Source organism: Vibrio sp. Evd11, assembly GCF_900382755.1.
In the GTDB taxonomy this organism is placed as follows: domain Bacteria; phylum Pseudomonadota; class Gammaproteobacteria; order Enterobacterales; family Vibrionaceae; genus Vibrio; species Vibrio lentus.
The window spans coordinates 45,157-69,004 of record NZ_OSDX01000012.1 but is presented as its reverse complement, the minus strand read 5'-3'; the positions used below and the strand labels follow the sequence as shown (position 1 = coordinate 69,004).

Annotated in this window: 18 protein-coding genes; 9 read left to right on the top strand and 9 right to left on the bottom strand. The window is 45.0% G+C overall.

The window, feature by feature from the left end:
- The first annotated feature begins 138 nt into the window (after positions 1-138).
- From ED652_RS07665 to csdA, 7 genes are all read left to right on the top strand, one after another.
- Positions 139-1,290 (top strand): methyltransferase, encoded by a 1,152-nt coding sequence (locus ED652_RS07665; RefSeq protein WP_122054168.1) that lies wholly within the window; start codon positions 139-141, stop codon positions 1,288-1,290.
- Between the two features lie 67 nt (positions 1,291-1,357).
- Positions 1,358-1,927: a YajG family lipoprotein gene (locus tag ED652_RS07660; RefSeq protein ID WP_017104451.1), complete on the top strand. Its 570-nt coding sequence runs from the start codon at positions 1,358-1,360 to the stop codon at positions 1,925-1,927.
- Entirely contained in the window at positions 1,927-2,475 is a 549-nt protein-coding gene (locus ED652_RS07655; protein ID WP_017104452.1) for a peptidylprolyl isomerase, read from the top strand. The genes ED652_RS07660 and ED652_RS07655 overlap by 1 nt, the downstream gene beginning before the upstream one ends.
- A 54-nt stretch (positions 2,476-2,529) precedes the next feature.
- Complete coding sequence (locus ED652_RS07650; RefSeq protein ID WP_122054166.1) at positions 2,530-3,888, top strand: MFS transporter; 1,359 nt, start codon at positions 2,530-2,532, stop codon at positions 3,886-3,888.
- 781 nt (positions 3,889-4,669) lie between these two features.
- Complete coding sequence (locus ED652_RS07645) at positions 4,670-5,497, top strand: outer membrane protein OmpK (RefSeq protein ID WP_102312289.1); 828 nt, start codon at positions 4,670-4,672, stop codon at positions 5,495-5,497.
- 110 nt (positions 5,498-5,607) lie between these two features.
- A complete protein-coding gene (panE, locus tag ED652_RS07640) occupies positions 5,608-6,501 on the top strand; it encodes a 2-dehydropantoate 2-reductase (protein WP_122054164.1) in 894 nt (297 codons plus the stop codon).
- 86 nt (positions 6,502-6,587) lie between these two features.
- Entirely contained in the window at positions 6,588-7,799 is a 1,212-nt protein-coding gene (gene csdA, locus ED652_RS07635; RefSeq protein ID WP_122054162.1) for a cysteine desulfurase CsdA, read from the top strand.
- Between the two features lie 69 nt (positions 7,800-7,868).
- On the opposite strand, the gene csdE is transcribed toward csdA, so the two are convergent.
- The 4 genes from csdE to ED652_RS07615 all read right to left on the bottom strand — a co-directional run bounded on the left by csdE (position 7,869) and on the right by ED652_RS07615 (position 10,925).
- Positions 7,869-8,297 (bottom strand): cysteine desulfurase sulfur acceptor subunit CsdE, encoded by a 429-nt coding sequence (gene csdE / locus ED652_RS07630; protein ID WP_122054160.1) that lies wholly within the window; start codon positions 8,295-8,297, stop codon positions 7,869-7,871.
- A 37-nt stretch (positions 8,298-8,334) separates the two neighbouring features.
- Positions 8,335-9,144, bottom strand: a complete 810-nt coding sequence (tcdA, locus tag ED652_RS07625) for a tRNA cyclic N6-threonylcarbamoyladenosine(37) synthase TcdA (RefSeq protein WP_122054158.1) — start codon at positions 9,142-9,144, stop codon at positions 8,335-8,337.
- A gap of 113 nt (positions 9,145-9,257) precedes the next feature.
- Complete coding sequence (gene mltA, locus ED652_RS07620) at positions 9,258-10,370, bottom strand: murein transglycosylase A (RefSeq protein WP_162929929.1); 1,113 nt, start codon at positions 10,368-10,370, stop codon at positions 9,258-9,260.
- Between the two features lie 81 nt (positions 10,371-10,451).
- The gene (locus ED652_RS07615) at positions 10,452-10,925 is read right to left on the bottom strand and encodes a DUF2850 domain-containing protein (RefSeq protein WP_065104976.1); all 474 of its coding nucleotides are present in this window, start codon (positions 10,923-10,925) and stop codon (positions 10,452-10,454) included.
- A gap of 163 nt (positions 10,926-11,088) precedes the next feature.
- On the opposite strand from ED652_RS07615, the gene argA reads away from it, so the two are divergent.
- Entirely contained in the window at positions 11,089-12,426 is a 1,338-nt protein-coding gene (gene argA / locus ED652_RS07610; protein WP_122054156.1) for an amino-acid N-acetyltransferase, read from the top strand.
- 282 nt (positions 12,427-12,708) lie between these two features.
- Positions 12,709-12,900, top strand: a complete 192-nt coding sequence (locus tag ED652_RS07600; protein ID WP_004735192.1) for a hypothetical protein — start codon at positions 12,709-12,711, stop codon at positions 12,898-12,900.
- 79 nt (positions 12,901-12,979) lie between these two features.
- Here the strand turns inward: ED652_RS07600 and recD are convergent, their stop codons facing one another.
- From recD to ED652_RS07580, 5 genes are all read right to left on the bottom strand, one after another.
- Positions 12,980-15,157, bottom strand: coding sequence for an exodeoxyribonuclease V subunit alpha (recD, locus tag ED652_RS07595; protein ID WP_122054154.1), 2,178 nt, complete (start codon positions 15,155-15,157; stop codon positions 12,980-12,982).
- Positions 15,157-18,831: an exodeoxyribonuclease V subunit beta gene (gene recB / locus ED652_RS07590; RefSeq protein WP_122054152.1), complete on the bottom strand. Its 3,675-nt coding sequence runs from the start codon at positions 18,829-18,831 to the stop codon at positions 15,157-15,159. The genes recD and recB overlap by 1 nt, the downstream gene beginning before the upstream one ends.
- Before the next feature lie 241 nt (positions 18,832-19,072).
- Positions 19,073-19,234 carry a hypothetical protein gene (locus ED652_RS23730; RefSeq protein ID WP_162929927.1) on the bottom strand — a complete coding sequence of 54 codons (162 nt, stop codon included), beginning with the start codon at positions 19,232-19,234 and terminating at the stop codon, positions 19,073-19,075.
- A gap of 6 nt (positions 19,235-19,240) precedes the next feature.
- The gene (gene recC, locus ED652_RS07585) at positions 19,241-22,714 is read right to left on the bottom strand and encodes an exodeoxyribonuclease V subunit gamma (protein WP_122054150.1); all 3,474 of its coding nucleotides are present in this window, start codon (positions 22,712-22,714) and stop codon (positions 19,241-19,243) included.
- Positions 22,715-22,841: 127 nt separating this feature from the next.
- A complete protein-coding gene (locus ED652_RS07580) occupies positions 22,842-23,837 on the bottom strand; it encodes a TDT family transporter (protein WP_065104980.1) in 996 nt (331 codons plus the stop codon).
- Between the last annotated feature and the right edge of the window lie 11 nt (positions 23,838-23,848).

Below are 23,848 nucleotides of genomic sequence, written 5' to 3'. Positions count from 1 at the left end.
CTCCAGTATAAACCCTAACTAACCGACTGTCTGAGTATTTCATCGCTGACTCGAGGGGTTTAGTCGAGTTTTTTATATCTTGTTCAGGCTGCATTTGAGACAATATCTTTGTTATTTCTTATATAAGTATCTCAAGCAATGAAAACTGAACTTACCCTTCACGATAGAACTTTAACCCTAAATCGTTTCCCCAACCGTTCAAATGAAACCCTTCAAGCTTGGGATGCCGGCGACGAATACCTAATTAGCCATGTTGAAGAGATGAATCTTGAACCTGGTAAACACATACTGATCATGAACGACAGTTTTGGCGCCCTATCCGCTTGGTTCTCGAAAGACCATGATGTGACCATGATGAGTGACTCTTTCATTTCTCATCGCGGAACGCTAAAAAACTTACAGCGCAATCAGAGCAACCGTGTGAACTTTTTAAACACCATGGATGACATCCCACACGGTATCGACCTTGTGATCATGCAATTGCCAAAAACCAACCGCCACCTAATATGGCAATTGAGTCAATTACGCCAAGCATTGCCTGAAGGCTGCCAAGTAATTGGTGTGAATAAAGTAAAAGAGATCCACACTTCAACACTGAACCTGTTTGAAAAGTATCTGGGCGAAACCAAAACCTCTCTGGCTAAGAAAAAGCATCGCCTTGTGTTCTCTTCTCCAAACTGCCAACCGATTCAAACAGTAGAACCTTATATTGAATGGGATGTGGACGGTGAAGATATTCGCTTGAAAAATTTACCAAATGTTTACTCAGGCGAGTCACTCGATCAAGGCGCTCGTTATATGTTGGAACACATTCCACAAGATCCAGAATTGCGTCACATAATTGATTTGGGTTGTGGTAATGGTGTACTGAGTGTGAAAGCTGGTCAGTTAAACCCACAAGCTCGTATTACCTGTGTAGACGAAAGCTTCATGGCGGTGGAATCTGCGCGCCAAAATGTAAAAGACAATCTTGGCGAAGAAGGTAACTTCCAGTTCATCGCAAACAACTGTTTAGATGGCTTTAAGAAAAACAGCACCTACTTAGTTATGTGTAATCCTCCGTTCCACCAGCAACAAGCGATTACTGATCACATTGCATGGCAAATGTTCTGTGATGCAAAGCATGTTCTTAGCAACGGAGGCAAATTAATTGTTATTGGTAACCGACACCTCGGATACGATGTCAAACTAGCAAGATTATTTGGTGAAGCTAATGTCGAAACGCTTGAATTGAACCAAAAATTTGAGATATTACAGGCAACAAGAGAGCCTGCAAATTTTAATAAATAGGCAGTAGACTGCTTCATAAGAATTTAAAATACCGAGCTTCTGGTGTGAATTTAGAAAGGATAAAGGAATGAAAAAACTGATTTTGGCTGCTTCTATCATGGCTCTGACTGCCTGTTCAGCCCCTCAGCAAGAACAGATCAACGTAATGCCAGAAGCTTCACTAAGCTCAAGCAATATCGTTCAAGACAAAACATACACACTAACGAGCAAAGATGTTCGTGCCGCTCAGTATGTCGCTTTGGTTGATAGTGGCCGTTCAAATATCCAGCCGATTCACGCTAAACAAAACATGCGTATTTCTCTAGAGGACGCATTAGCAAAACAACTGGACTCTCAAGGTTTCCGTGCAAGCGTAAACAGTGAAAACTCAATTGTTTTAGAGATTCAAGAAGCGCTTGTTACCGTAGAACACACCATTATGGAAAACAAAATGGACGGTAAAGTAACACTTGAAGTAACGGCTGAAACACCTGAAGGTAAGCTCGTTAAAACATTCAACGGTACGGCAACTCGTACTGGTGCATTAAGCGCTTCAAACGACGATATCTCAATGGTTCTAAACGATGTGATCAACTTGGTTCTTACTGAAATCGCGAACGATCCTGAACTACAAAACTACATGAAGGAACGTTTCTAATGAGCCGTATTCTAACTTCTATTGCATTAATGCTGGTTAGCGTGAGCGTTTGGGCTGGCCCTAAAGTGAACGTAGAGACGACATTAGGCGACTTCACTATCGAGCTCAACCAAGAACAAGCACCGATTAGTGTTGATAACTTTCTTAAATATGTTGCCGACGGTAGCTATGAAGGCACTATCTTCCACCGTGTTATTCCTGGCTTTATGGCGCAAGGCGGCGGCTTCGATCAAGACATGAATCAACAAGCGACTTATGCCCCTATCAAAAATGAAGGCAGTAACGGTCTAAAGAATGATACAGCAACGATTGCAATGGCTCGCACTAACGCGCCAGACTCAGCAACTCGTCAGTTCTTTATCAACTTTTCGGATAACGATTTCTTGAATGCTAAAGGTGGCAACCCTGGCTACGCTGTTTTCGGTACGGTGACTGAAGGTTTCGATGTCGTACAAAAAATGGCAACCATTCCGACTAAGCGAATGGGCCGTATGTCAGATATCCCAGCCGACCCAATCATCATCAACAAAGTAACACTTCTTAAGTAATCTCATACAGCGCCCTTAACCTCTTAAGGGCGTTTTTCTATACAAGGACGCCCCATGTCATCTGGCACTCCCTCTCTTTCTTGGATGCAGACCTTCCGTAGCTACCTAGATAAACGTCTACTTTGGGTGTTTATGCTGGGTTGTTCGAGTGGCTTTCCTTGGGTTCTTATCGGCTCTAACATGTCAGGCTGGCTAAAAGATGCTGGCTTAACTCGTGCTGCGATTGGTTATTTCGGTAGTGTATTCGCCGTCTATGCCATTAACTTTCTTTGGGCACCATTGGTAGACCGGGTCAAACTGCCAATCCTACATGCAATATTAGGTCAACGACGCAGTTGGATATTCCTATGCCAAAGCTTTGTATTGGTCTGCACGCTCTTCATTGCCGGCGTAAACCCAGCCAATGACTTAATGTTCACCTCTATGCTTGCTCTCGGGATTGCGATCGCCTCTTCAACCCAAGATGTCGCAATTGATGCCTTCCGTATTGATTCATTTCCAAAATCAGAATCATCAAAGTTACCACAAGCATCCGCAATGGCCGTGATGGGATGGTGGACAGGCTATTCTCTTCCGGGTTACCTCGCCTTTATCAACGCTGATACGATAGGTTGGAATGGCGTGTATTACGGCATGGCTGGTGTTGTCATTATTCTAATGCTATTCACTTTATTTGTTGGGGAACCAACAACACAACGCGAAGCACTACAAAAAGAAGCACAGCAGCGCCATAATAAGGTTGTGGGTTCTAAAGTTGTGGCCTGGCTAAGCGTTACAGTGCTAGAGCCTTTCTACGATTTCTTTAAGAGAAACGGTGTTCAAGTTGCGATTACCCTGCTGCTGTTTGTATTCCTGTTTAAGATTGGTGAAGCCTTCTTAGGCAGAATGTCGATTCCCTTCTATAAAGAGATCGGCTTTAGCAATGAACAAATCGGCCACTACTCTAAGTTAATTGGTTGGGGTGCAACAATATTCTTCACCTTGTTAGGCAGTGTCTTCAATGTGAAATTTGGTATTGTACGTGGGCTGATGATTGGCGGTGTAGCAATGGCGGCCAGCAACCTAATGTTTGCATGGATTGCGCAAGTAGGACCAAATGAGCACTTATTTTTGGCAACCATTATTGTCGATAACTTCACAACCGCCTTTTCGACAGTGGCATTTGTCTCTTTCTTAACGCTACTAACAGGGCAAGCTTTCTCTGCAACGCAATATGCTCTATTAGCATCCTTAGGTAATTTTGGTCGAACGACGTTGGCATCTTTCAGCGGTGAATTGGTCGACTTCCTCAATGACTGGTCAACCTTCTTTATACTGACATCATTAATGGTGATACCGAGTTTGATCATGCTCTATTCGCTGCGCCACTTTTTCGCAGATTTACTAGAAAAAGCTAAAAACAACCACGAATAAGAGAAAAAGAAAACAGAATAAAAAGAGGGTAGCATTGCGCTACCCTCTCTTTTTTACTGTCAGTCACTCTAGGAACACAATTAGTCCGTCGTATCACCCGCGATTAAGTGAAAACCGACGTCCATCGAATCATCAATCACCACCACTTGATTCAACACTCCATTAGCTAATGGTTGTCGCTACAGAATCCACCTCGACAATAGATAATTAGCCAGCAATAAGAATGTCACAGAGCAAGTTCCCGCTGTAAAAAAAACCGTTCACGCAATCTTTGAGTTTCGTACAAATAACTGTCTCAAGAGTTCTGTGACAGAAAAAGCAACCATGTTCAAATTCCAGACGACTCATCACGTCAGTCGTTCATCAATTGATTCCACCACCATTACGAAGTTGGTTAAAAATAGATCAGGAAGTGGGTTTATATGAGGAGAGATTTATCCGCTTTTAGAGAGAAAATTACATAGAAAGGAATACTGTTGATTTTGATATGCATGTCACTCTATTCAGTAGAATCGTTTGCTTAGAGCAGTAATTCACCGATTTATCCACAAAATAATCGAATTTCAAAAAATCAATAGAATCAGTGGTGCATCAAGATGCATTTCCATCTTAAAGTTCCATCATTTAGATCATTAGTGTGATCAAGTTCACCTTAATAATTGCAATTTTCATCACGTCTCACTTTTATTTGAGAACAAAATCGCTATTATGCTCGGCATTCGGACATCATAAACACGCACGGATTAGCGGGTTACTTATTTCAAACATAGAGAGTTCCATTATGCGTAAATCACTTTTAACTCTTGGCCTACTTGCAGCAGCTTCTGCTCCGGTAATGGCAGCGGATTATTCTGACGGCGACATCCACAAAAATGATTACAAGTGGATGCAATTCAATCTTATGGGTGCATTTGATGAACTTCCAGGTGAATCATCACATGATTACCTAGAGATGGAATTTGGCGGTCGTTCAGGAATCTTCGACCTATATGGCTATGTTGATGTATTTAACCTACTTTCGGATCCAGGTAGCGATAAAGCAGACAGCCAAGCAAAAATGTTCATGAAGTTTGCTCCACGTATGTCTCTTGACGGCCTAACAGGTAAAGACCTTTCATTTGGTCCAGTACAAGAGCTTTACGTTGCATCTGAAATCACGTGGGATGGAGTGAATACAATTGCACCGGACGCAAATGGTGACAATGGTACATTTGGTGTTAACCAACAAAAAATCGGTCTAGGTTCTGACGTAATGGTTCCTTGGTTAGGCAAAATTGGCTTAAACCTTTACGGTAACTACGATTCAAACATTAAAGATTGGAACGGCTACCAAGTTTCTGCAAACTGGTTCAAACCATTCTACTTCTTCGAGAACGGTTCATTCATCTCTTACCAAGGTTACATTGATTGGCAGTTTGCGATGGAAGACGAGTACAGCGCAGAAAGCAGCGGCGGCGCAATGTTTAACGGTATTTACTGGCACTCAGACCGTTATGCTGTAGGTTACGGTCTTAAAGCTTACGAAACTATTTATGGTCTAGAAGACGGTGGATTCGCAGGTAAAACTTCAGGTGTGAGCCACTACCTAGCAGTAACTTACAAGTTCTAATAGAACTTCTAAGAAAGTTTCCAAAATGGCACCCTCAGGTGCCATTTTTTATTGCTTTCATTTAATGCCTCGTTATCCTTGCAGCATCACTTTCTTATCTCGGTATTGCTGTGAACATCTCAATTATTGGGCCTGGGGCTATCGGCTCTTTGTGGGCTATCAAACTCTCTCAAGCGGGTCATAATGTGTCTTTGTGGAGTCGCTCCACTGATAACTCAATTGACTTATCGCTTGATAGACAAACTTCACTTTCCTTCAGTAACAACAATATCGAGAAGCTATCAGAAAGTGATCTAGTGATCTTCACGGTCAAGGCTTGGCAAGTAGAAGAAGCCACCACCCCACTGCTTCAATATCTCGACCCTGATACCATTCTTATCTTCATGCACAATGGAATGGGCGCGGTCGATCAGATAGCAACTCAAATTGATGCTCACCCGGTAGTATTGGCGACCACCACCCAAGCGGCATTCAAACCCAATCGCAACAATGTATCCCACACAGGAATCGGCCAAACTCAATTGGGTGCTTTTAACCTCAAGGGTCAACAGTGCACTTTTTTAGTTGATGTGTTGGAGCATGCCTTACCTGCTGTAAGTTGGAACCCAGAAATAAAAACCGCACTCTGGACTAAGCTCGCCATCAATTGTGCCATCAACCCACTGACTGGGTTGGAACAAATCAAAAACGGAGAGCTTGCTGACAAAAGATTTAGCGAAGCTCTGAGTTCTATAATTAAAGAACTCACGCAAGTGATGCTAGCTGAAGGCATTACTTGTTCCTTCGACGAATTAGAAACAAGCACCAGCTTGGTTATTCAAGCGACAGCAAAGAACAATTCCTCAATGAAGCAAGATATGTTTTACCAACGAAAGACAGAGATCGACTTCATTACCGGACACCTAATAAAGACGGCACTTAAGCATCAGATAGAAGTTCCTGTTAACCAAAAACTCTTCGATCAGGTTAAAGAACGAGAAAATAGCTGGAATCATCAAGATTAGTCAGCAACGGTTAACAAGTCGCGATAAAATAACGATACCGCTCAGCATAACGCTAGCACCAATTTCCAAGATTTAGGTAAGAATAGATGCTTGATATCAATCACATCCGAGAGCAGTTTCCTGCGCTATCACAAACCATCAACCAACAACCGTTGATTTACTTAGACAGCGCGGCAACGACACAAAAACCTCAGGTGGTTATTGATGCTATTAGCCAATATTACTCCAAGCAGAATGCCAATGTTCACCGTGGCAGTCATAGCTTAACAGCTCAAGCAACCAGTCAATTTGAATCGGCTAGAGACAAGGTCGCTCAGTTTATTGGCGCGACATCGTCAAAAGAGATTATTTGGACTCGTGGTGCAACCGAAGCACTTAACCTGATCGCACAAACTTACGCAAGAAGCACGCTTCAACCTGGCGATGAGATCTTAGTCAGTGAAATGGAACATCACGCCAACATCGTGCCTTGGCAAATTGTTGCAGAGCAAACCGGTGCTAAAGTCGTGAAAGTACCAATGACATCAGATTGTGACTTTGACGTTGTTGCGTTTGACGCCCTTTTGAATGAACGAACTAAGATTGTCGCTCTGGCTCAGATAACCAACGTAACGGGTTCTCGTCAGCCGATTGAAACAGTTATCGAGAAAGCACATAAAATGAATGCAATTGTTGTGGTCGATGGCGCGCAAGGTATCGTTCATGAGCCCGTTGATGTTGCTACTTTAGGGGCTGACTTCTACGTGTTCTCAGGACATAAACTCTATGCTCCCGCTGGTATTGGAGTGCTTTACGGCAAGCTTGAATTGCTAGAAGCGATGCCACCTTGGCATGGTGGTGGCAAGATGGTTGAACGCGTGTCTTTCTCTGGCACTACCTTTTCTGAACTTCCGGGGAAATTTGAAGCGGGCACGCCAAACGTGGCAGGAGCCATTGCATTAAGTACAGCGATAGAGTGGTTACATCAGTTTGAGCAACACGATGTGGAAACTCACATCCACCAGCTACAGCACGAGACTTATCTTGCACTCAGTAAACTGGATGATATTCAGGTATTGGGTTATCAACCCAACGCAAGTGTGATTACTTTTGTGATGGACGGTGTTCACCATCAAGACATTGCTACGCTGTTGGATCAACAAGGTATCGCAGTTCGCGCTGGTCACCACTGTGCTCACCCATTAATGGATGCACTTAATGTGAAAGGCACGGTTCGAATCTCATTTGGTATTTACAACAACATGGATGATGTTGAAAAGCTTGTAGCGGCGATAGAAAAAGCCGTTGATATGCTTTAGCGAGTAGCGAAATTATGTAGGGTTGGCGTTTAGCGTCAACCCTTTTTGTTTCTGTGTATCTAAGAAATGTTAAGCACTTAACTCTTGGATTTGAGCAACAATCGCTTTTAATCCATTGCCGCGAGATGGGCTTAGGTGAGTAATTAAACCAATTTTCTCAAAGTATCCATCGATATCGAGCGCTTGAATCTGCTCTGATGTTTTACCGTCATACGCAGCCATCACTAAAGCAATAAGACCACGCACAATACGTGCATCCGAATCTGCGCAAAAATACCAAACACCGTCGATGTTCTGAGAAACTAGCCACACTTGGCTTTCGCAGCCAGAAACCACAACCTGATCACTTTTCAGTTCATCAGGCATCGTTGGCAGTTTCTTGCCCCATTGAATCACTTGGCGATAACGGTCTTCCCAGCCGCTGAATGTCTGCATCTTCGCGACAATATCATCACTGGTAATTTCAGTGCCGAATGGAGAGCTTGGGAATGTAGTCATTTTAATATCCAGTCGATTGTTAATTGAGTAGAAGACGTTACTTAGCGTGCTTTTGAATCAGCTTTTCTACGATACGTGAAACCGCCACAAAACCAAAAGTCGCGGTGACCACTGTCGCAGCGCCAAAACCCGTCGCACAGTCCATGCGTTTTGGACCTTCCGCTGTTGCTTTCGCAGCACATACACTGCCGTTAGCTTGAGGGTATTTCAGTTGCTCAGTCGAGAACACACAATCGATACCAAACTTACGCGCAGGGTTCTTAGGAAAATTATGATGACGACGAAGGGTGTCTTTTAGCTTCTTCGCGAGCGGATCTTGAATCGTCTTCGTCAGATCAGCCACTTTAATTTGAGTCGGGTCGACTTGCCCACCCGCGCCACCCGTGGTGATCACTTTGATTTTATTGCTACGACAATACGCCAACAACGAAGCCTTCGCTTTCATGCTATCAATCGCATCGAGAACAAAATCGAACTCTTTCGACAAGTACTCAGCCTGATTGTCTGGGCCAATAAAGTCATCAATCAGGTTCACTTTACACTCAGGGTTAATAAGCTTAACGCGCTCTGCCATCACTTCGATTTTGCTCTTGCCAACCGTACCCGACATAGCGTGGATTTGACGGTTGATGTTAGTCACGCACACGTCATCCATATCTATCAACGTCAGCTCACCTAAACCAGTACGAGCAAGCGCTTCAACAGCCCATGAACCCACGCCACCAATACCGATAACACACACGTGTGCGGCTCTAAGTATATCGACTTCACTATTGCCATACAGGCGACGAGTGCCACCAAATCGTTGGTCATAGTTTTCTGAAGCTGGAATGGTCAATTCACGCATTGTTGCCGCCAATTTATTTCTGAGAAAAAGAAAAGAGTGCGTTTTATACGCACTCTTGAATAAAAAGTCTAGGGGATTAGCGATTCGCTTTCAATGCCCTATTTTATTGCCGTTTACTCAACCTTCTCAGGAGGCAAAGCCCAAGGCGCTTCAGTTGCGCTACCATCTAGACCCAGCTTCCACACTCGACCAAAATGCTTGTAATGACCCGCTTCAGTACCCGCTCTTGGTCCCATACCGTGGTAGAGGTCTAAGTGGTTCTGCTTAACCGCACCACCGGTATCCAAAACCAATAGTAGTCTTAGTTGGTGCGCGCCGCTCCAAGTACCATCAGCATTCAGTAACGGAACCTCAGCAAGAATAGGTGTGCCCATCGGGAGAATAGAACGATCACCTGCAACCGCCGCCATTGGCAACAATGGAATGCCTGCGCTGCCCATTACCGATAAATCTTCCCTAGAACTAAAGAAAACAAAAGAAGGGTTTTGCTCAAGCAGCTCTTTTACCACTGAAGGCTCATTTGCCATTACCCACTCTTTAATGGCTTTTAATGACATTTTTTCGCGTGGCACTAAGCCTCGATCGATCAATACACGGCCAATGCTCACATAAGCTTTGTTGTTCTTACCCGCATACGCGAAATATTTAAGCGTGTCGTCATCACCAAAATGAACAAAGCCGCTGCCCTGAACTTCCATCATAAACGGGTCGATACGGTTTGCAGCGTAACCTAATTCCAGACCTTGACCTTCTAATGCACCGTTGTAGATCTCTTCGCGAGTAGGACAATCTTTATCACAATCAGGAAGCCCATAAACAGGGAATCGGTATTCTTCATTCGCTTCATGGCGCAGCTCCATCACAGGAGAAAAGTAGCCCGTGAACAAAACATTGCCTTGCTTATCGCCACCACCAAGTTGAGCGGTTTGAACACCGAAGTTAGCTAGCTCGCTCGGATCACCACTTTGCATCGCCCACTCATTAAGCTGCTGATAAAGCGGTTCATAGATTTTTGCCATCGAAGGGGATTTAGAAACCACCATCTCAGCTTGTTCTGAAAATGCGGTGTAGTCTCTTGGTTTATTAGATTCAACCTGATCGACCTTATTTAAGGTGCGGGGAAATTCATCATCAAGGTGTTGTTGAGCACGATCGGTTGGTTGAGCACAGCCAAATAGTAAAGAGGCGGCAACAAGGGGAAGCCATTTTTTAATCACAAGAGTCATCCTAAAAATTCTATGCATCGAGGATGACAAAAACGCTCAGATAACACAATCTTAGATTGTAAGAGTTTACAGTAAGATAACCTATCGGACGGAATTATCGATATAGCCTTTGAGGCGAAAGACTGGGTTGTAGTGCCCATCTGAATCTAGCACCATTTCTGTATGATCAGCTTTGGTCATGCGGAAGCGATACGTTTTATCCCCCGCCTTATATTCAAAGTAGTTACCATCGAACTCAAAGTTAGTCGAAATGACTGAACCACCGACTGAGACACCGTTGGCATTTAGCACAAATTCATCTGTCGCATAATGAGCAACATCTTGTTCGACCCAGGTGCCATACAGCAAGTGATCGGGTGTTGCTGCATCTTGTACTCGATTAATAACATCACCAAAAAGAGACACCACCGCAAACGTTCCGACCATAGCTAATGCCATTAGGCTGCGTTCAATGATCTTACGCTTCAATTTAGATTGGTTGCGTTGCTCAGCTTCACTGTAGAGGCCTTTGGTTATCTCATCGATCTTGTTCTTTCTTGCTGGAGCTTGTTGCATTCGGTGACTACTCATAAAGATGCTATGCGCATTCTACACTGAGACAGTTTATATAATGAACCCTAGATGAGAATAGTTTGCGCTTTATTCCAAAAAATGTGTTGTTTAACTTTGAATTTAAATGCTAAATTAACGAATAAATAAACAAAAATGGACTTGTTCTGTGAAATTAAGAAGTACAGCGCTAGTAAAAGGTTTCAGACAATCAACCCCTTACGTAAATGCCCACCGTGGTAAAACCATGGTAATTATGCTGGGAGGCGAAGCCGTTGCCGATAGAAACTTTGGTAACATTATTAGTGATATTGCCTTACTCCACAGCCTTGGAGTCAAGATTGTTCTTGTTCATGGGGCAAGACCGCAGATCAACCAACTGCTAGAAAAACAAGATTGCCATACGCCTTACCACAAGAATATTAGAGTCACCGATGAATACTCTCTGGGTGTTGCTATGCAGGCAGCCGGCCAGCTACAACTCGCCATAACAGCCCGCCTTTCAATGAGCTTGAACAACACCCCAATGGCAGGTACTCAACTCAATGTGATGAGTGGTAACTTCATTACCGCTCAACCGCTAGGTGTCGATGATGGTACCGATTATTGCCACAGTGGGCGCATTCGTCGAATCGATATCGAAGGGATTAATCGCACACTTGACCAAGGTTCCATCGTCCTTCTTGGGCCTATAGCTAGCTCCGTGACTGGCGAAAGCTTTAATCTGCTTTCTGAAGAAGTCGCAACTCAGGTTGCTATTCGTTTAAAGGCCGACAAGCTGATTGGTTTCTGCTCCGAACAAGGGGTAACAGATGAAAGCGGCAATGTACTCGCCGAACTCTTCCCTAAAGACGCCAAACAAATTCTAGAACGCTTAACGGAATCTCAAAAACCAGCCGAAGACATGAGCACAGGAACACTGCGCTTCTTGAAAGGTGCGATCTCAGCTTGTCGGGCCGGAGTCCCTCGTTGCCACCTAATCAGCTACAAAGTCGACGGCGCATTAATCCAAGAGCTGTTCTCTTTTGATGGTATTGGCACCCAAGTGGTTATGGCGAGTGCTGAGCAAGTAAGACAAGCTCAGATTGACGATATTGGTGGCATATTTGATCTCATTCGTCCTTTAGAAGAACAAGGCATCTTGGTTCGTCGTTCAAGAGAGCAATTAGAGCAGGAGATCCACCGCTTTACCATTATCGAAAAAGACGGACTGATCATCGGCTGTGCAGCGCTATACGCCTACCCGGAAGATCACATGGCAGAGATGGCCTGTGTTGCAATTCATCCTGATTATCGTGATGGGAATCGTGGCCAGTTATTACTGGATTACATGCGTCACCAATCTAAATCTCGTGATATCGACCAAATCTTTGTCCTGACGACACATAGCCTTCATTGGTTCCGTGAACAGGGCTTTTACGAGATAACAGTTGATGAATTACCGATGGAAAAGCAAGGGCTATACAACTATCAGAGAAACTCAAAGATCCTGGCGCTCAACGTATAAATAAAGTTTTGGAGCACAATCTCACTTCAAAAGAAAAATAATTGCAAATGTAATCGTTTTCTATATGAGATTTATTAACTATGCACTTTAACTCACAAGTAAAATTGTATAGAATTTGGTCGCTTTAACAAAATAACAAATGTTTTTATTGGAATTACCATCTCGGTTGTCATATCACATGCATTGAGGTGGTCACTGCACGGATTGCTATACCCGTTGACGGTCAGCACGCTAACATTAGCTCTGCTCGTTAATATAAACAGCAAAAAGAGCAACATTGATATGAGAACCATTGTTTGTAACTCGCTGCAAAGTTTTTGGGATATGGCTGATAACCAATTCTTAGAAGGGCTAGACGTACACTGCGTGTTCCCTGTTAGCGAGAATCTAAAAGAGTTTATTTTGAATTGCCAAGCAAAATACAAGATAAACCACATATCGTTTACTCGAGCGTTTTTAAGCAAAGAGTCTTAATAACGTTCAAAGCAACCAGGGATGGTTGCTTTGTGTTTATCTAACTTAAATTCAAGTCCTTTCTAGCGGTAATTAACAACTAGTTTGTTAAGCGACTGCCTAAACCACTCACTCGCTCTGTTTTCACCTTAATCCCACGCTTCAACACATTTATGTCGCTGAACATCATCAGTCGTTTCTTGGCACGTGTAATACCGGTATAGATAAGCTCTCGCGTTAGAATAGGGCTGAAATCCGGCGGCAGGATCATTAAGGTCAGATCAAATTCGCTGCCCTGAGATTTGTGTATCGTCATTGCATAAGCCGTTTCATGCTCAGGCACTCGGCTTGGTAGCACAGCTTTCACACTACCATCCGGCAACTCAAAGTAGACCTTCAATCTAGGTACAGAGTCAGAGTGGCTTGAGTCCGCTTCAAGCATACAGATACCAATATCACCATTGTATAACCCCAAGCCATGATCGTTACGCGTTACCATCACTGGTCGCCCGTGATACCAGAGTTCATCATTGTGCGGATTCACCAAGCGTCTTGCAGCAAGTGCCCTTTCGATTCTGTGGTTGAGGCCTTTAACACCAAAGTCACCTTCACGAATGGAACACAGCAATCGACACTGGCTGAACAGATCGAGAACCGATTTCGCTCTCGCTTCTTGAGTTTCTAACTCTTCTAGCGGCACATTCATTCGATTGAGATACGCACCATACTCATTAACCAAAGTTCGCAGCATCAAGTTATAGCTGTCACTCGACAGGGGATGATTTTCGATATCCTCAAACCCTTTCGCAAACACTTGATCGACCTGATTAGCAGAGCCGTTATTGATCGCTTTTGCCAACTGTCCGATACCGGAACGCGCATCGAAGCGGTAACTCTTCTGCAGCATACACAAACTATCTGCAATCGCAGGAGGGTTAACCGATCCTGTTTTGACTTGTCTTGGTTTAGCTATCGCATCAAAGCCTGTCATTTCCGCAATCAAGTTACCTTGCGCGCTGCTGTAACCGGCAGAATTGAATGAACAGATATCACCCAACACGGCGCCTGCCTCTACTGAAGCGAGTTGATCTTTATCGCCAAGCAAAATCAGCCTTGCGTGTTCGGGGAGTGCATCCACCAGCTTATACATCATGGATAAGTCGACCATCGATGCTTCATCCACCACCAAGATATCAAGGTGAAGTGGATTACGTCGATTGTGTCTAAACTCCGCTCGATTAGGAATCGCGCCAAGCAATCTGTGTAAAGTGCTCGATTCCGTTGGTATGTTGGCTTTTACTTCAGGTGCTAAAGGCAGTTGCTCAATCGCTTTACCAATCGACTCTGTTAAACGAGCCGCGGCTTTACCCGTTGGCGCAACTAGCTTAATCGTTGGTGTTTTGCCTTGGTTTAGTGATTGCTCGACCATCGCCGACAATAACTTGGTTACTGTGGTCGTTTTACCGGTACCCGGCCCACCAGAAATCACCGCGAAGCGACGACTTAACGCCACCGCTGCTGCGACCTTTTGCCAGTTCAAGCAAACAGATAAAGGCACCAAGCTGTCTAGAGCATCTAAATCAGTCACTTGTTTGGCTTGAACAATCGCTTGGTCTATCGCGCCCCAATCCAGAACATGTTCATCGACAATATCTAGATGGTCACACACCAGTTGTTGGCGTAATACCTGAGACGTTTGTTGGTTTGCTTCAGCCTTGGCTAAGGCATTAAACAGAAAATGATAACTGCGTGCGAATAACTGGTTGAGCGTTTCAGTGAGCGCTTTTTTCTGCTCCATGTTGAACTCGACTGGCTTACTTAAACGGTTTAACGTTTCAGCCAACACTACTTCATAGTTCCAATAACGCTGTAAGTAGACACGCTGTCCATCAAACATTAGCGGCTTAACACAGTCATTGGTTGTGCCAACGAGGTTAGATGATTGCAGAACAGTCACCCAGTCAATCCCCAACAATTTTTGATTCAGTTGCAATGCCGTCTCACCATACAAACCAATTAGCTGAGCAAGATCTGTCTCTTGAACAAGCTGAGTACAGATATGCCCCTTGCCTAATTCATGGCTCACCACCCCAGCTAGAAAGCCGATCTCTTGAGAGTGACTCGTCGCTTGCTGAGCAATAAAACGAGCAAACTGATAATCCAATTGGCGAATTGAGCCCTTGGCTGCAAGGAACTTGAGTACATCCATGATCTGCTCAGGGATAAGTGAAACTGGCTTTACAGCGTTAACTGTTTCCATTGTCGTGGTCGTTGTCATTATAGAAGCCCCATCTGTCCAGTTTCATTATCATTCAATTGTGCTGAACGTCTGTCTATCACTTTACCGTCAATCAATTGATCCATTTCATCGAGCAAAGCCAATGTAGGTTTAGCCGAGAAAATACCTTGTTGAGATTGGCCGTCCATTCCTCTTAAAAACAAGTAATAAACCCCACCAAAATGCTGCTCATAGCTGTAATCCGCAACGCGGCTGCGTAAGAAACGGTGCAATGCCAACGCATAGATTTGATATTGCAGATCGTAACGGTGGTCGGCCATCGCCGACTTCAGTGCTTCACCATGGTAGACAGCAACGTCATCACCTAGATGATTCGATTTCCAGTCGAGTACATAATATTTACCCTGATGCTCAAACACCAAATCGATGAAGCCTTTCAGCATGCCTTGCACGGTTTGGAAACCTAGGTCGCCCGCTTTAGCCGATAACGGATCGTGATATTGAATGGTTTGATTCAGCTCAGATGCGGCCAACACTTCGATCGGTAGTAAGAATTCCATCTCAACTAAGCGTTGCGTTGAGTCTTTCTCGCTTAGCTTTAAGTTCTTACCATCCAGCGCGGTGTTCAGCACCGTATCGACCAGTTGTTGAAGCACTGGTAACCACTCTAGTTCGTATTGCTCTGACTCTAACAAGTGAGTGATTACTTGCGTGTTATGTTCGCTGGTTGCTGGCTCAGTAAATTCAACATCCTCAAACAAGGTGTGCAAGAAAGTACCAGGGCGAGCGCCACGAGGGAACGTGAATATAGAACGTTCAGGTTCAATCAATTCCGACTCGTCTTGTTCATCAGCCGAGTCAATATCGAAACCAGACACCTCAATCGTCGCATCATGACTTGCACCGTGACTGCCTTGTTTGACTAATCCTGAGTAACTGGTGATACGCCAAGCTCGGTCAATTGAAGCTTTAAGTTCACTGGCATGTAAGTCTTCACTCACTTGTTCTGTTTGCACAAAAACTTGTTCGTGAGCGGTAGGCGTTTCAGACAGTAATACGCTTGAATTCTTACCCTCAATCGCTGCCAAAGCTTGATTCAACTCAGCAATACCTTGCTCCTGTCCATTTTGAACCAAGTAGCCCATCGCACTCAAATGCACACCCGTCGGCTCTTTGGTTGAACGCCCTTTACGTAGCGGAGCCATGCCAATGAAACAACCGTAAACGGCACGAGTAAGCGCCACGTAAATCAAACGTAAGTCTTCCGCCAATCGCTCTTTGTCGGCTTGCGCTAAGGCACTGTCGCTACCCGTAATATCAAGCACTGTGGTATCAGACTCGTGATCGTAGAACTTACCTTCACTCGCTTCACGATAACTCGCCACGAACGGCAGGAATACTAGGTCATATTCCAAACCTTTCGATTTATGAATAGTGACGATTTGAACTAAGTTTCTCTCTGATTCAAGGCGTTGAATGTCGTCTTCACTGCCACCTAAACCATTTTGCGCATCTGATATCGCTTCTGCTAGCCAACGTAACAAGCCATAGTCGCTGTCGAGCTCCTGCCTAGCTTGTTGCAACAGTTCGCCAATGTGCATCAAATCGGTAAGTGAGCGCTCACCATTTTCTTCTTCTAGTAAGCGCTCCGCGAGATGTCGCTTGCTAATAACGCTGCGCAGCATTGGTAGCACGCCACGCTGTAGCCACAACTTACGATATTCTCGGAATTCGTTAACGACGTTTTCCCAAACCACTTCATCGTTGTTGAGCTCATCCAATGAGGCCGCATCCAAAGCAAACAACTCTGAGGCTAAACTGGCGCGCAATGCACGGTCGTTTTCAGGTGTCAGCACCGCTTGTAGTAGGCGTTGAATATCTTGCGCGACCAAGCTGGTGAATACACTGTCTCGGTTAGATAAGTAGACACTAGCGATGCCTTGTTCGGATAGCGCGTTCTTAATCAGGCGACCTTCACTACCGGTTCGAACCAAGACAGCAATATCACCTGCATTCACAGCATGTTGTTTTTTACCGTTATCAAAATAAGCTTGCTCGTTTTGAGAAGCGGTCAGAATGGTTTGAATTTGACTCGCCGTCGCCTCAGCCATTGCCTTGTGATATTCGCCTTTCGGTAAGGGCTTATCTTCTGCATCCTGCAGCCAAAAGGTGAGCGCGTGCTGAGTTTGACCATTCATCACCCATTGGCGTTTGTCGGCCGATGGGCTGGCTGCTACGGGCAAAAATGGAATGTCTTGGTCGTAGATAAACGGGCTATCCGAATTCATAAACACTTGGTTTACCGCGCTGACCATATCAGCACTCGAACGCCAGTTAGTGCCTAACGTGTAGTGAGCACTAACTTGGTTTCTTGCCTTAATGTAGGTAAAGATATCCGCGCCACGGAAGCCATAGATCGCCTGCTTCGGGTCACCGATCATAAACAGGCCACATTGCGGATTATCGAGATAGATTCGGCTAAAAATACTGTATTGCAGCGGATCGGTATCTTGGAATTCATCAATCATCGCCACTGGGTATAAAGTGCGGATTCTCTCCACCAGCAGTGATTGCTCATCCACATCAATTGACGCGGATAACTGAGTCAGCAAATCATCAAACGATAGCCACTGCTTCTGCTGTTTCGCCTTGGCTAACATGGTTCGACAATGAGTAATCGCATGTGCCAACAATGGGGCTTTCAGATCTGCAGGGGAGTTTAAGAAGCTCTCAATAGCCTCGAAAACTACGTGCTGAGGTGCAGTGCCTTTTGGTGTTTTCTCGATTAATGTTGCTTGAGAGAACTTCTCTAATTTGTCTGGGAACTGGTAATCATGAGTGTCGCTCTGCGCCCATGCTGTGACGGCTTCTAACCAAGTCGGCAAAGACTTCTTGGTGTAGCTGCGCTTGTTCACATCTGAACCTGAAATCAAAGCCAAAAAGTCCGCTTCGGATTCGCACCACAACGCCTTAAGTTGCTTAACTTTATCTAGGTTTTGATTGTGCAGAGTTTGCAAGTCACCCGACATCGCATCTACTGTCAATTTCAGCGGAGATCCTGTCAGATAACGATTTACGTCTGCTAATAATGCAGCAGGCGAACCCCAAATATTTCGCACTTCGCCAGCCAGTTGAATTGGCAGCGGGTAAAACTGCTTACGCCAATAGTCAGCTACCACTTGCGCTTTCAGGTGACTTTCATCGGTCACAAATTCATTATCAAAACGGCTTCCAGACTCAAAGGCATTTTGAGTCAACATTCGCTGACAGAAACCGTGAATGGTGTAGACCGCGGCCTCATCCATTTGTCTTTCGGCATTAAGCAAAGTTTTCGCAGCACCAGCATGATCATCAATGGCTTGTAACAAAGGAGCAATCACTGGGTCGTCACTTTGCCCCCGAGCAAACGCAATGCGCGCATCATGGATTCGAGCACGGATACGATCTCGCAGCTCTGCCGTTGCCGCTTCAGTAAAGGTCACAACCAAAATTTGGTCTACGGTTAGCGGCTCTTGGTGTCGAGTGGCTTCAGTCAGCTCACCTTGTGGAGCGGCCGTGCCGTGCCCGAGCAGTAGGCGCAAGTACAAGCCAGCGATGGTAAATGTTTTACCCGTACCCGCTGATGCTTCAATTAAACGCGCGCCATGAAGTGGAAACGTCATGGTATCGAGTGTCTGTGGAGCGATTACCTGAACACTGCTTGTGGTCGTCATGCCTTACTGCCTTCTGATAAATGTGTTGTTACAAATGTGACCTAGCGTGGAAAACGTCATTCAATTTACGTCCTACGCTAATTTGTTAATAGTTAGTGCGATCTCTCTCACGGATCAATTCAGATCGCCTCGCTACTATGCGCCCACGAGTTCAGGAGCGCGTACGAGTTTTGTACTTTACGGCGTTACTTTGAACCACAGAATAATGGTCCCTCTGACCTGTGGCCGTACAGCGAACGCCCTACACTAATAATGATTTACTGGCGGCCACTTTATTTCCTGTACCTTGCTTTTCTTCACTTCGATTCCCTTCACCTTGAAAGCAAGCATCCCAAATGCTGACCAGCGACTCTCTTTCGTCTTCTATTGATTCAGCGCGTACGCCATTGATCTTGTCGATCACAGCCACTTACTCCTGATCTTCCAGATCGGCAGCAGCCAATCTTGCCGCCTGTAGCACAAGCGTTGAATACATACGCGACTCAGTAGCCAGTTCATCATCCCACTTAGACCAAATTCGAGAGATGTAAGTATCTCTGCCCTCGCCCGTAAAGGCGAAGCTATCATTAAAGGTATCAGCCATTTTCTTAAGTGACTTTTCTTCGTCATCGACCCATTTACCACGACTAAAGCCAGCCTCAACGCCAGCCAATGCGGTTTTCGGGAAGTAAGGTAGCGGTGCTGTCATGCCTTGATAAAACAGTCGCACTAATTCAGCCAACAAGCTCTTCGCTTGCTGCGCATCGCCGATAGGCTGTAGCGTTTGGTGAACCACGCCCTCTTTTCTGTCATAGCCAATAATATGGGTCGTTTTTTCGTGCCCCATCACAGCGCAGGATAGATGATCAATCCACGCAGCCAAGTAATCTTGAGAGCGTATTTTGCCGCTACGGAAACGAACTAGACCCGATTGATAGTTTTGAGTTAACCAACCCATCAAGCGAACAGGTTTACCTTCGCCTAACACATCAAATTCGATATTCACTTCGAGATCTTGTTGCGGTGATCCGCTCACAAATCGAATCTCTTTGGCCAAGTCTTCCGCTTGCACACGGTTGGTTTCAAATTCGATATCACCAAAGGCGCCAACCGGTAATCGGCCCTGTGCTTTTTGCTCAGAGACAAACAATCGAACGGCTTCGTCTGCGCCTTCAGGGTGGTCCAGTAACACTTGCAGCAAAGCATCCTTAAGTTGGAAACTCTCTAAACCATTAAGTACAAATGGCTCATCATCTTCCATCACAGGAAGTGGCGGCTCAAACACCACTTTTAGACGGCGATTAAAGAAGTACTGCACTGGCAAACGCCAAAAACGCTGTAATTCAACCAAATCGAGTTCTAACGGGTACGTCGCCCCCAACAAATAGTCATCTAAGGCGCGATTAAATTCACCACTGCGTTCACCGGAACGGTTAGCCGCAGGAAGCCACTCTTTGGCGTAACTCAGCACATGGCTTGCATCACCTTGAATAAACGCAGCAGGGCTGAACGGTGTCATGGTGTGTTCAAAGCTGATCGCTTGAGTCAGGTTGATGCCTGAATCATCACTTGGTAAGGCTTGGTCGTCACTCAAACAGTAGTTCTGTTGGCAGTATTCAATCAACTCTGAAACCAATACCGACGGCACTCGCTCAGTATTATCTTGAATCGAACGGCCGACATAGCTGATGTATAAACACTCTTGCGCCGACAACATCGCCTCTAAGAATAGGTAGCGGTCATCATCACGACGAGAACGATCACCCGGACGAGTGCGCCCGTTCATCAAATCAAAACCTTCTGGCGGCATTGAGCGAGGGTAAACACCATCATTCATGCCTAATAGACAAACGGTTTTGAACGGGATAGAACGCATCGGCATCAGGGTACAGAAGTTCACTTGCCCCGCTAAGAAACGCTGACTAATACGCGCACCCGATAACTTATTATTGAGATACTGGTAGATAATGCTTGGCGACAGCTCTTGTTCGTACAAGGCATCATCAAGTTGTTCATTCAGTTGCGAAAGTGCATCACGAATCGACTTAAGCACCACCTCGCCTTCCAGCTCAACCGCAAAGAAATCATCAATCATTTGCAGCAAGGTTTCACGCCACATATCGATAGATTGGGTTTCAGTTAAGCGTTGACGGTAATGGGCAATACGATCGATAAAGTGCGCTAACTTACCTGCAAGTTCGGCGTTAATGCCTTGAACTTCGTTATAAGCGGCAATCGGGGAGTGTTCAGTTTCAAATAAACCTGCAGAGTCCGACATCGCATAACCCAATAGCATGCGCTGAATGCCGAATAGCCAAGTATTTTGCTCGGTCGCAGGTAGATCAAATTCTGTCGCCGTTGAAGCATCGACACCCCAACGAATGCCCGCCTCTTCAACCCATTGCTTAGCTTGCTCGAATTGAAACTCGTCAATACCAAAGCGTGCCATCATCGCAGGAATTTCTAACAGCTCTAGCAACTCAGACGCTAGACAACGCGTGTTCGGTATCGCGACCAATTGCATGAAAGCGGTCAGAATTGGGCTTTCTTGGTCTGCGGTTCTATCAGAGATCGAGTAAGGGATATAACGCTCACCCGGAGCATTACCAAATACCGCCTGAATCGCTGGGCTATAAGCATTAATGTCAGACACCATTACGATGATATCGCGTGGTTTCAGTGTCGGGTCGGCATCAAACATCGCCAACAACTGATCATGAAGAACTTCCACCTCGCGCATTGGGCTGTGACAAGCGTGTACAGTTAACGAGCGATCGCCAAGCTCAACCACCTGTTTATGGTTGCTGGAATCCAAAACCTCATCATTGCGATGCTCTTCCAATTCAAGGATATCTCTTTGAATTTGATGCAATAAGCCATCTCGCTCTACATCAATAAAAAATTGATACTCCTCAGTATCTCCCTCAGAGAGCAAAAGTAAGTTATCTCGTCCTAATTTTCCCATCGAAGCTAATAAATTATTTCCAATGGCATTATCAATATGCAGTTCATCATGCACTTCATATTTCCCACCTTCCATTAAGGAAGACGAGCCAGCTGATGAGAGCATATTATTAGACAAAGCGAGCTTTTTACGTTGCTTAGCCTCAAATCTTGCTAAATCTTTGAGGCTTTTGATGTCTCCCCAATAAGGCTTACTTGGGTTAGTAAACATCAGATGCACATCAATCTGCTCACCCAGAGCTTTCAATGCATCCATGTAACGAGGAGGCAACGAAGAAATACCAAACACAAATAAGCGTTTAGGCAGATGTTGCAATTGGCCTTGTTGCTTGGCTAGCGCTTCAATGAAGTCGTGATACAAGTTCCCACGGTGGTATTTTGATTGGCCTTGAGACAAGGTTTGCTCATAGAGTGCTTGCCACAAAATCGGTTGCCAAGGGTGAGCTTGCTGCCCTTCATCATCGACCAACTCAGCAACGGGCTCTCCCGCTTCCCACATCGCCATCCATTCAGGCCGATACACCAAGTAACCATCGAAGATATCGGCAATTTTCTCGGCCAATTGATACAACTTAGAGTCATCTTCGTCGTTTTCAAGATAACGTTGCAGAGGTAAGAAATCAGGGTGGTCAAGCTTAGCCGGTAGCAAACTCATCAACTTCCACGTCATCGCTTCTTTGTTAAAAGCACTGCGTTTAGGTACATCAGGAAGCACTTGGGTAAACATATCCCAAATGAAGGTTGCTGGAAGAGGAAAGTCTATATTTGCTGCTACACCAAACTCTTTGGCGAGTTCCATCTTAAGCCATTGAGACATACCTGGGCTCTGAACCAAGATCTGCTCTTTTTCGAAAGGGTTGGCTAAAGGATCACTTTTGATTAAGTGAACGAGAAGGATTTTTAAAGTATCGACTTTATTGGAATGGTAAACAGTAAACAAAGTGCACTCACGCTAATCTTGCCACAATATAAAGCCAGATTAGCATAAGTGCCGAGTTTGGATTAGGAATATAAGCTTATGAAATACTGAAAACTTAAGGTCCGTTTATCTTTTGAACTATTGCTTCTTACAATCTACTGCCTACCGCACTTAGAACACGGTGAGGTTTGTAATTCATGTAATAACGAACCGCCACATAACCCACTACAAACGTTGCCACAATCAATTCTAGATACGCTAGGTTGAAGACTTGATCCACATAGTGAGTTTCCACACCAACAGTTTGCATCCAAGCCGCCAATTTGAATAACGCCGTTGCACCAATCACGATTGGGAATGTAAACGCCGCATAGCCAGGGCTGAATGGCAGACGAAGTAGTTTGAAAAACGCGATGTAGATAATAAACGTCATCAACACTGCAATGCCAAAGAGTAACCCAATGATCACTGGCGAAGGATTTGCCGTCACCGTTAGGTAGCCAGCTAAAGATAGACTTGCTGGTGCCGCCATAATCGCAATGGTTGGTTTTGCTGCGTCAGGCACTTCATGAGAGAAGATCAAACGGTAGATCATGAGCGGTAGCATTACGGCATAAACCAATAAGCCAAAAACTAAAGTCGCGTGAGCAACAGGTTCTAAGATCGGATTACCTGAAAAAGAAACGTCTGCCACGATAATACCGATTGGTGGCACAAACCAACTTGGCACCATGTGGTGAATCTCAAAGTTTTTAGCTCTGTGGTATAAGAAGCTCACCAAGAACACGACATGTAACGCTACCGAAGCGAGCCACACAGCTTCTTGTAAGAATTGAGAGATTGGAGCCAACGAAGCAGACACCACCATACAACCCATCGCGAATGTGGGTACAACACTACCGACAACAGGATGAGCAAGGTCTTCACGTAATAAGTGGCCATGAATCAAAAATTTCACAGCTAAAACAAGAAGTAATACCGCCGCAATGCCTGCACTGATCCACTGCACCAAACCCGGTGTGTGTAAAGTACCTTGTGCGACTAAAACGCCATCCCAACACCAGCCTAAGCTTGCAATTGCGAGTGCTAACCCTGCCATGGGTGTTGGAGCTCCTGTTAATCTATATTTAATACGTTGAATCATGTCAGCCTCTC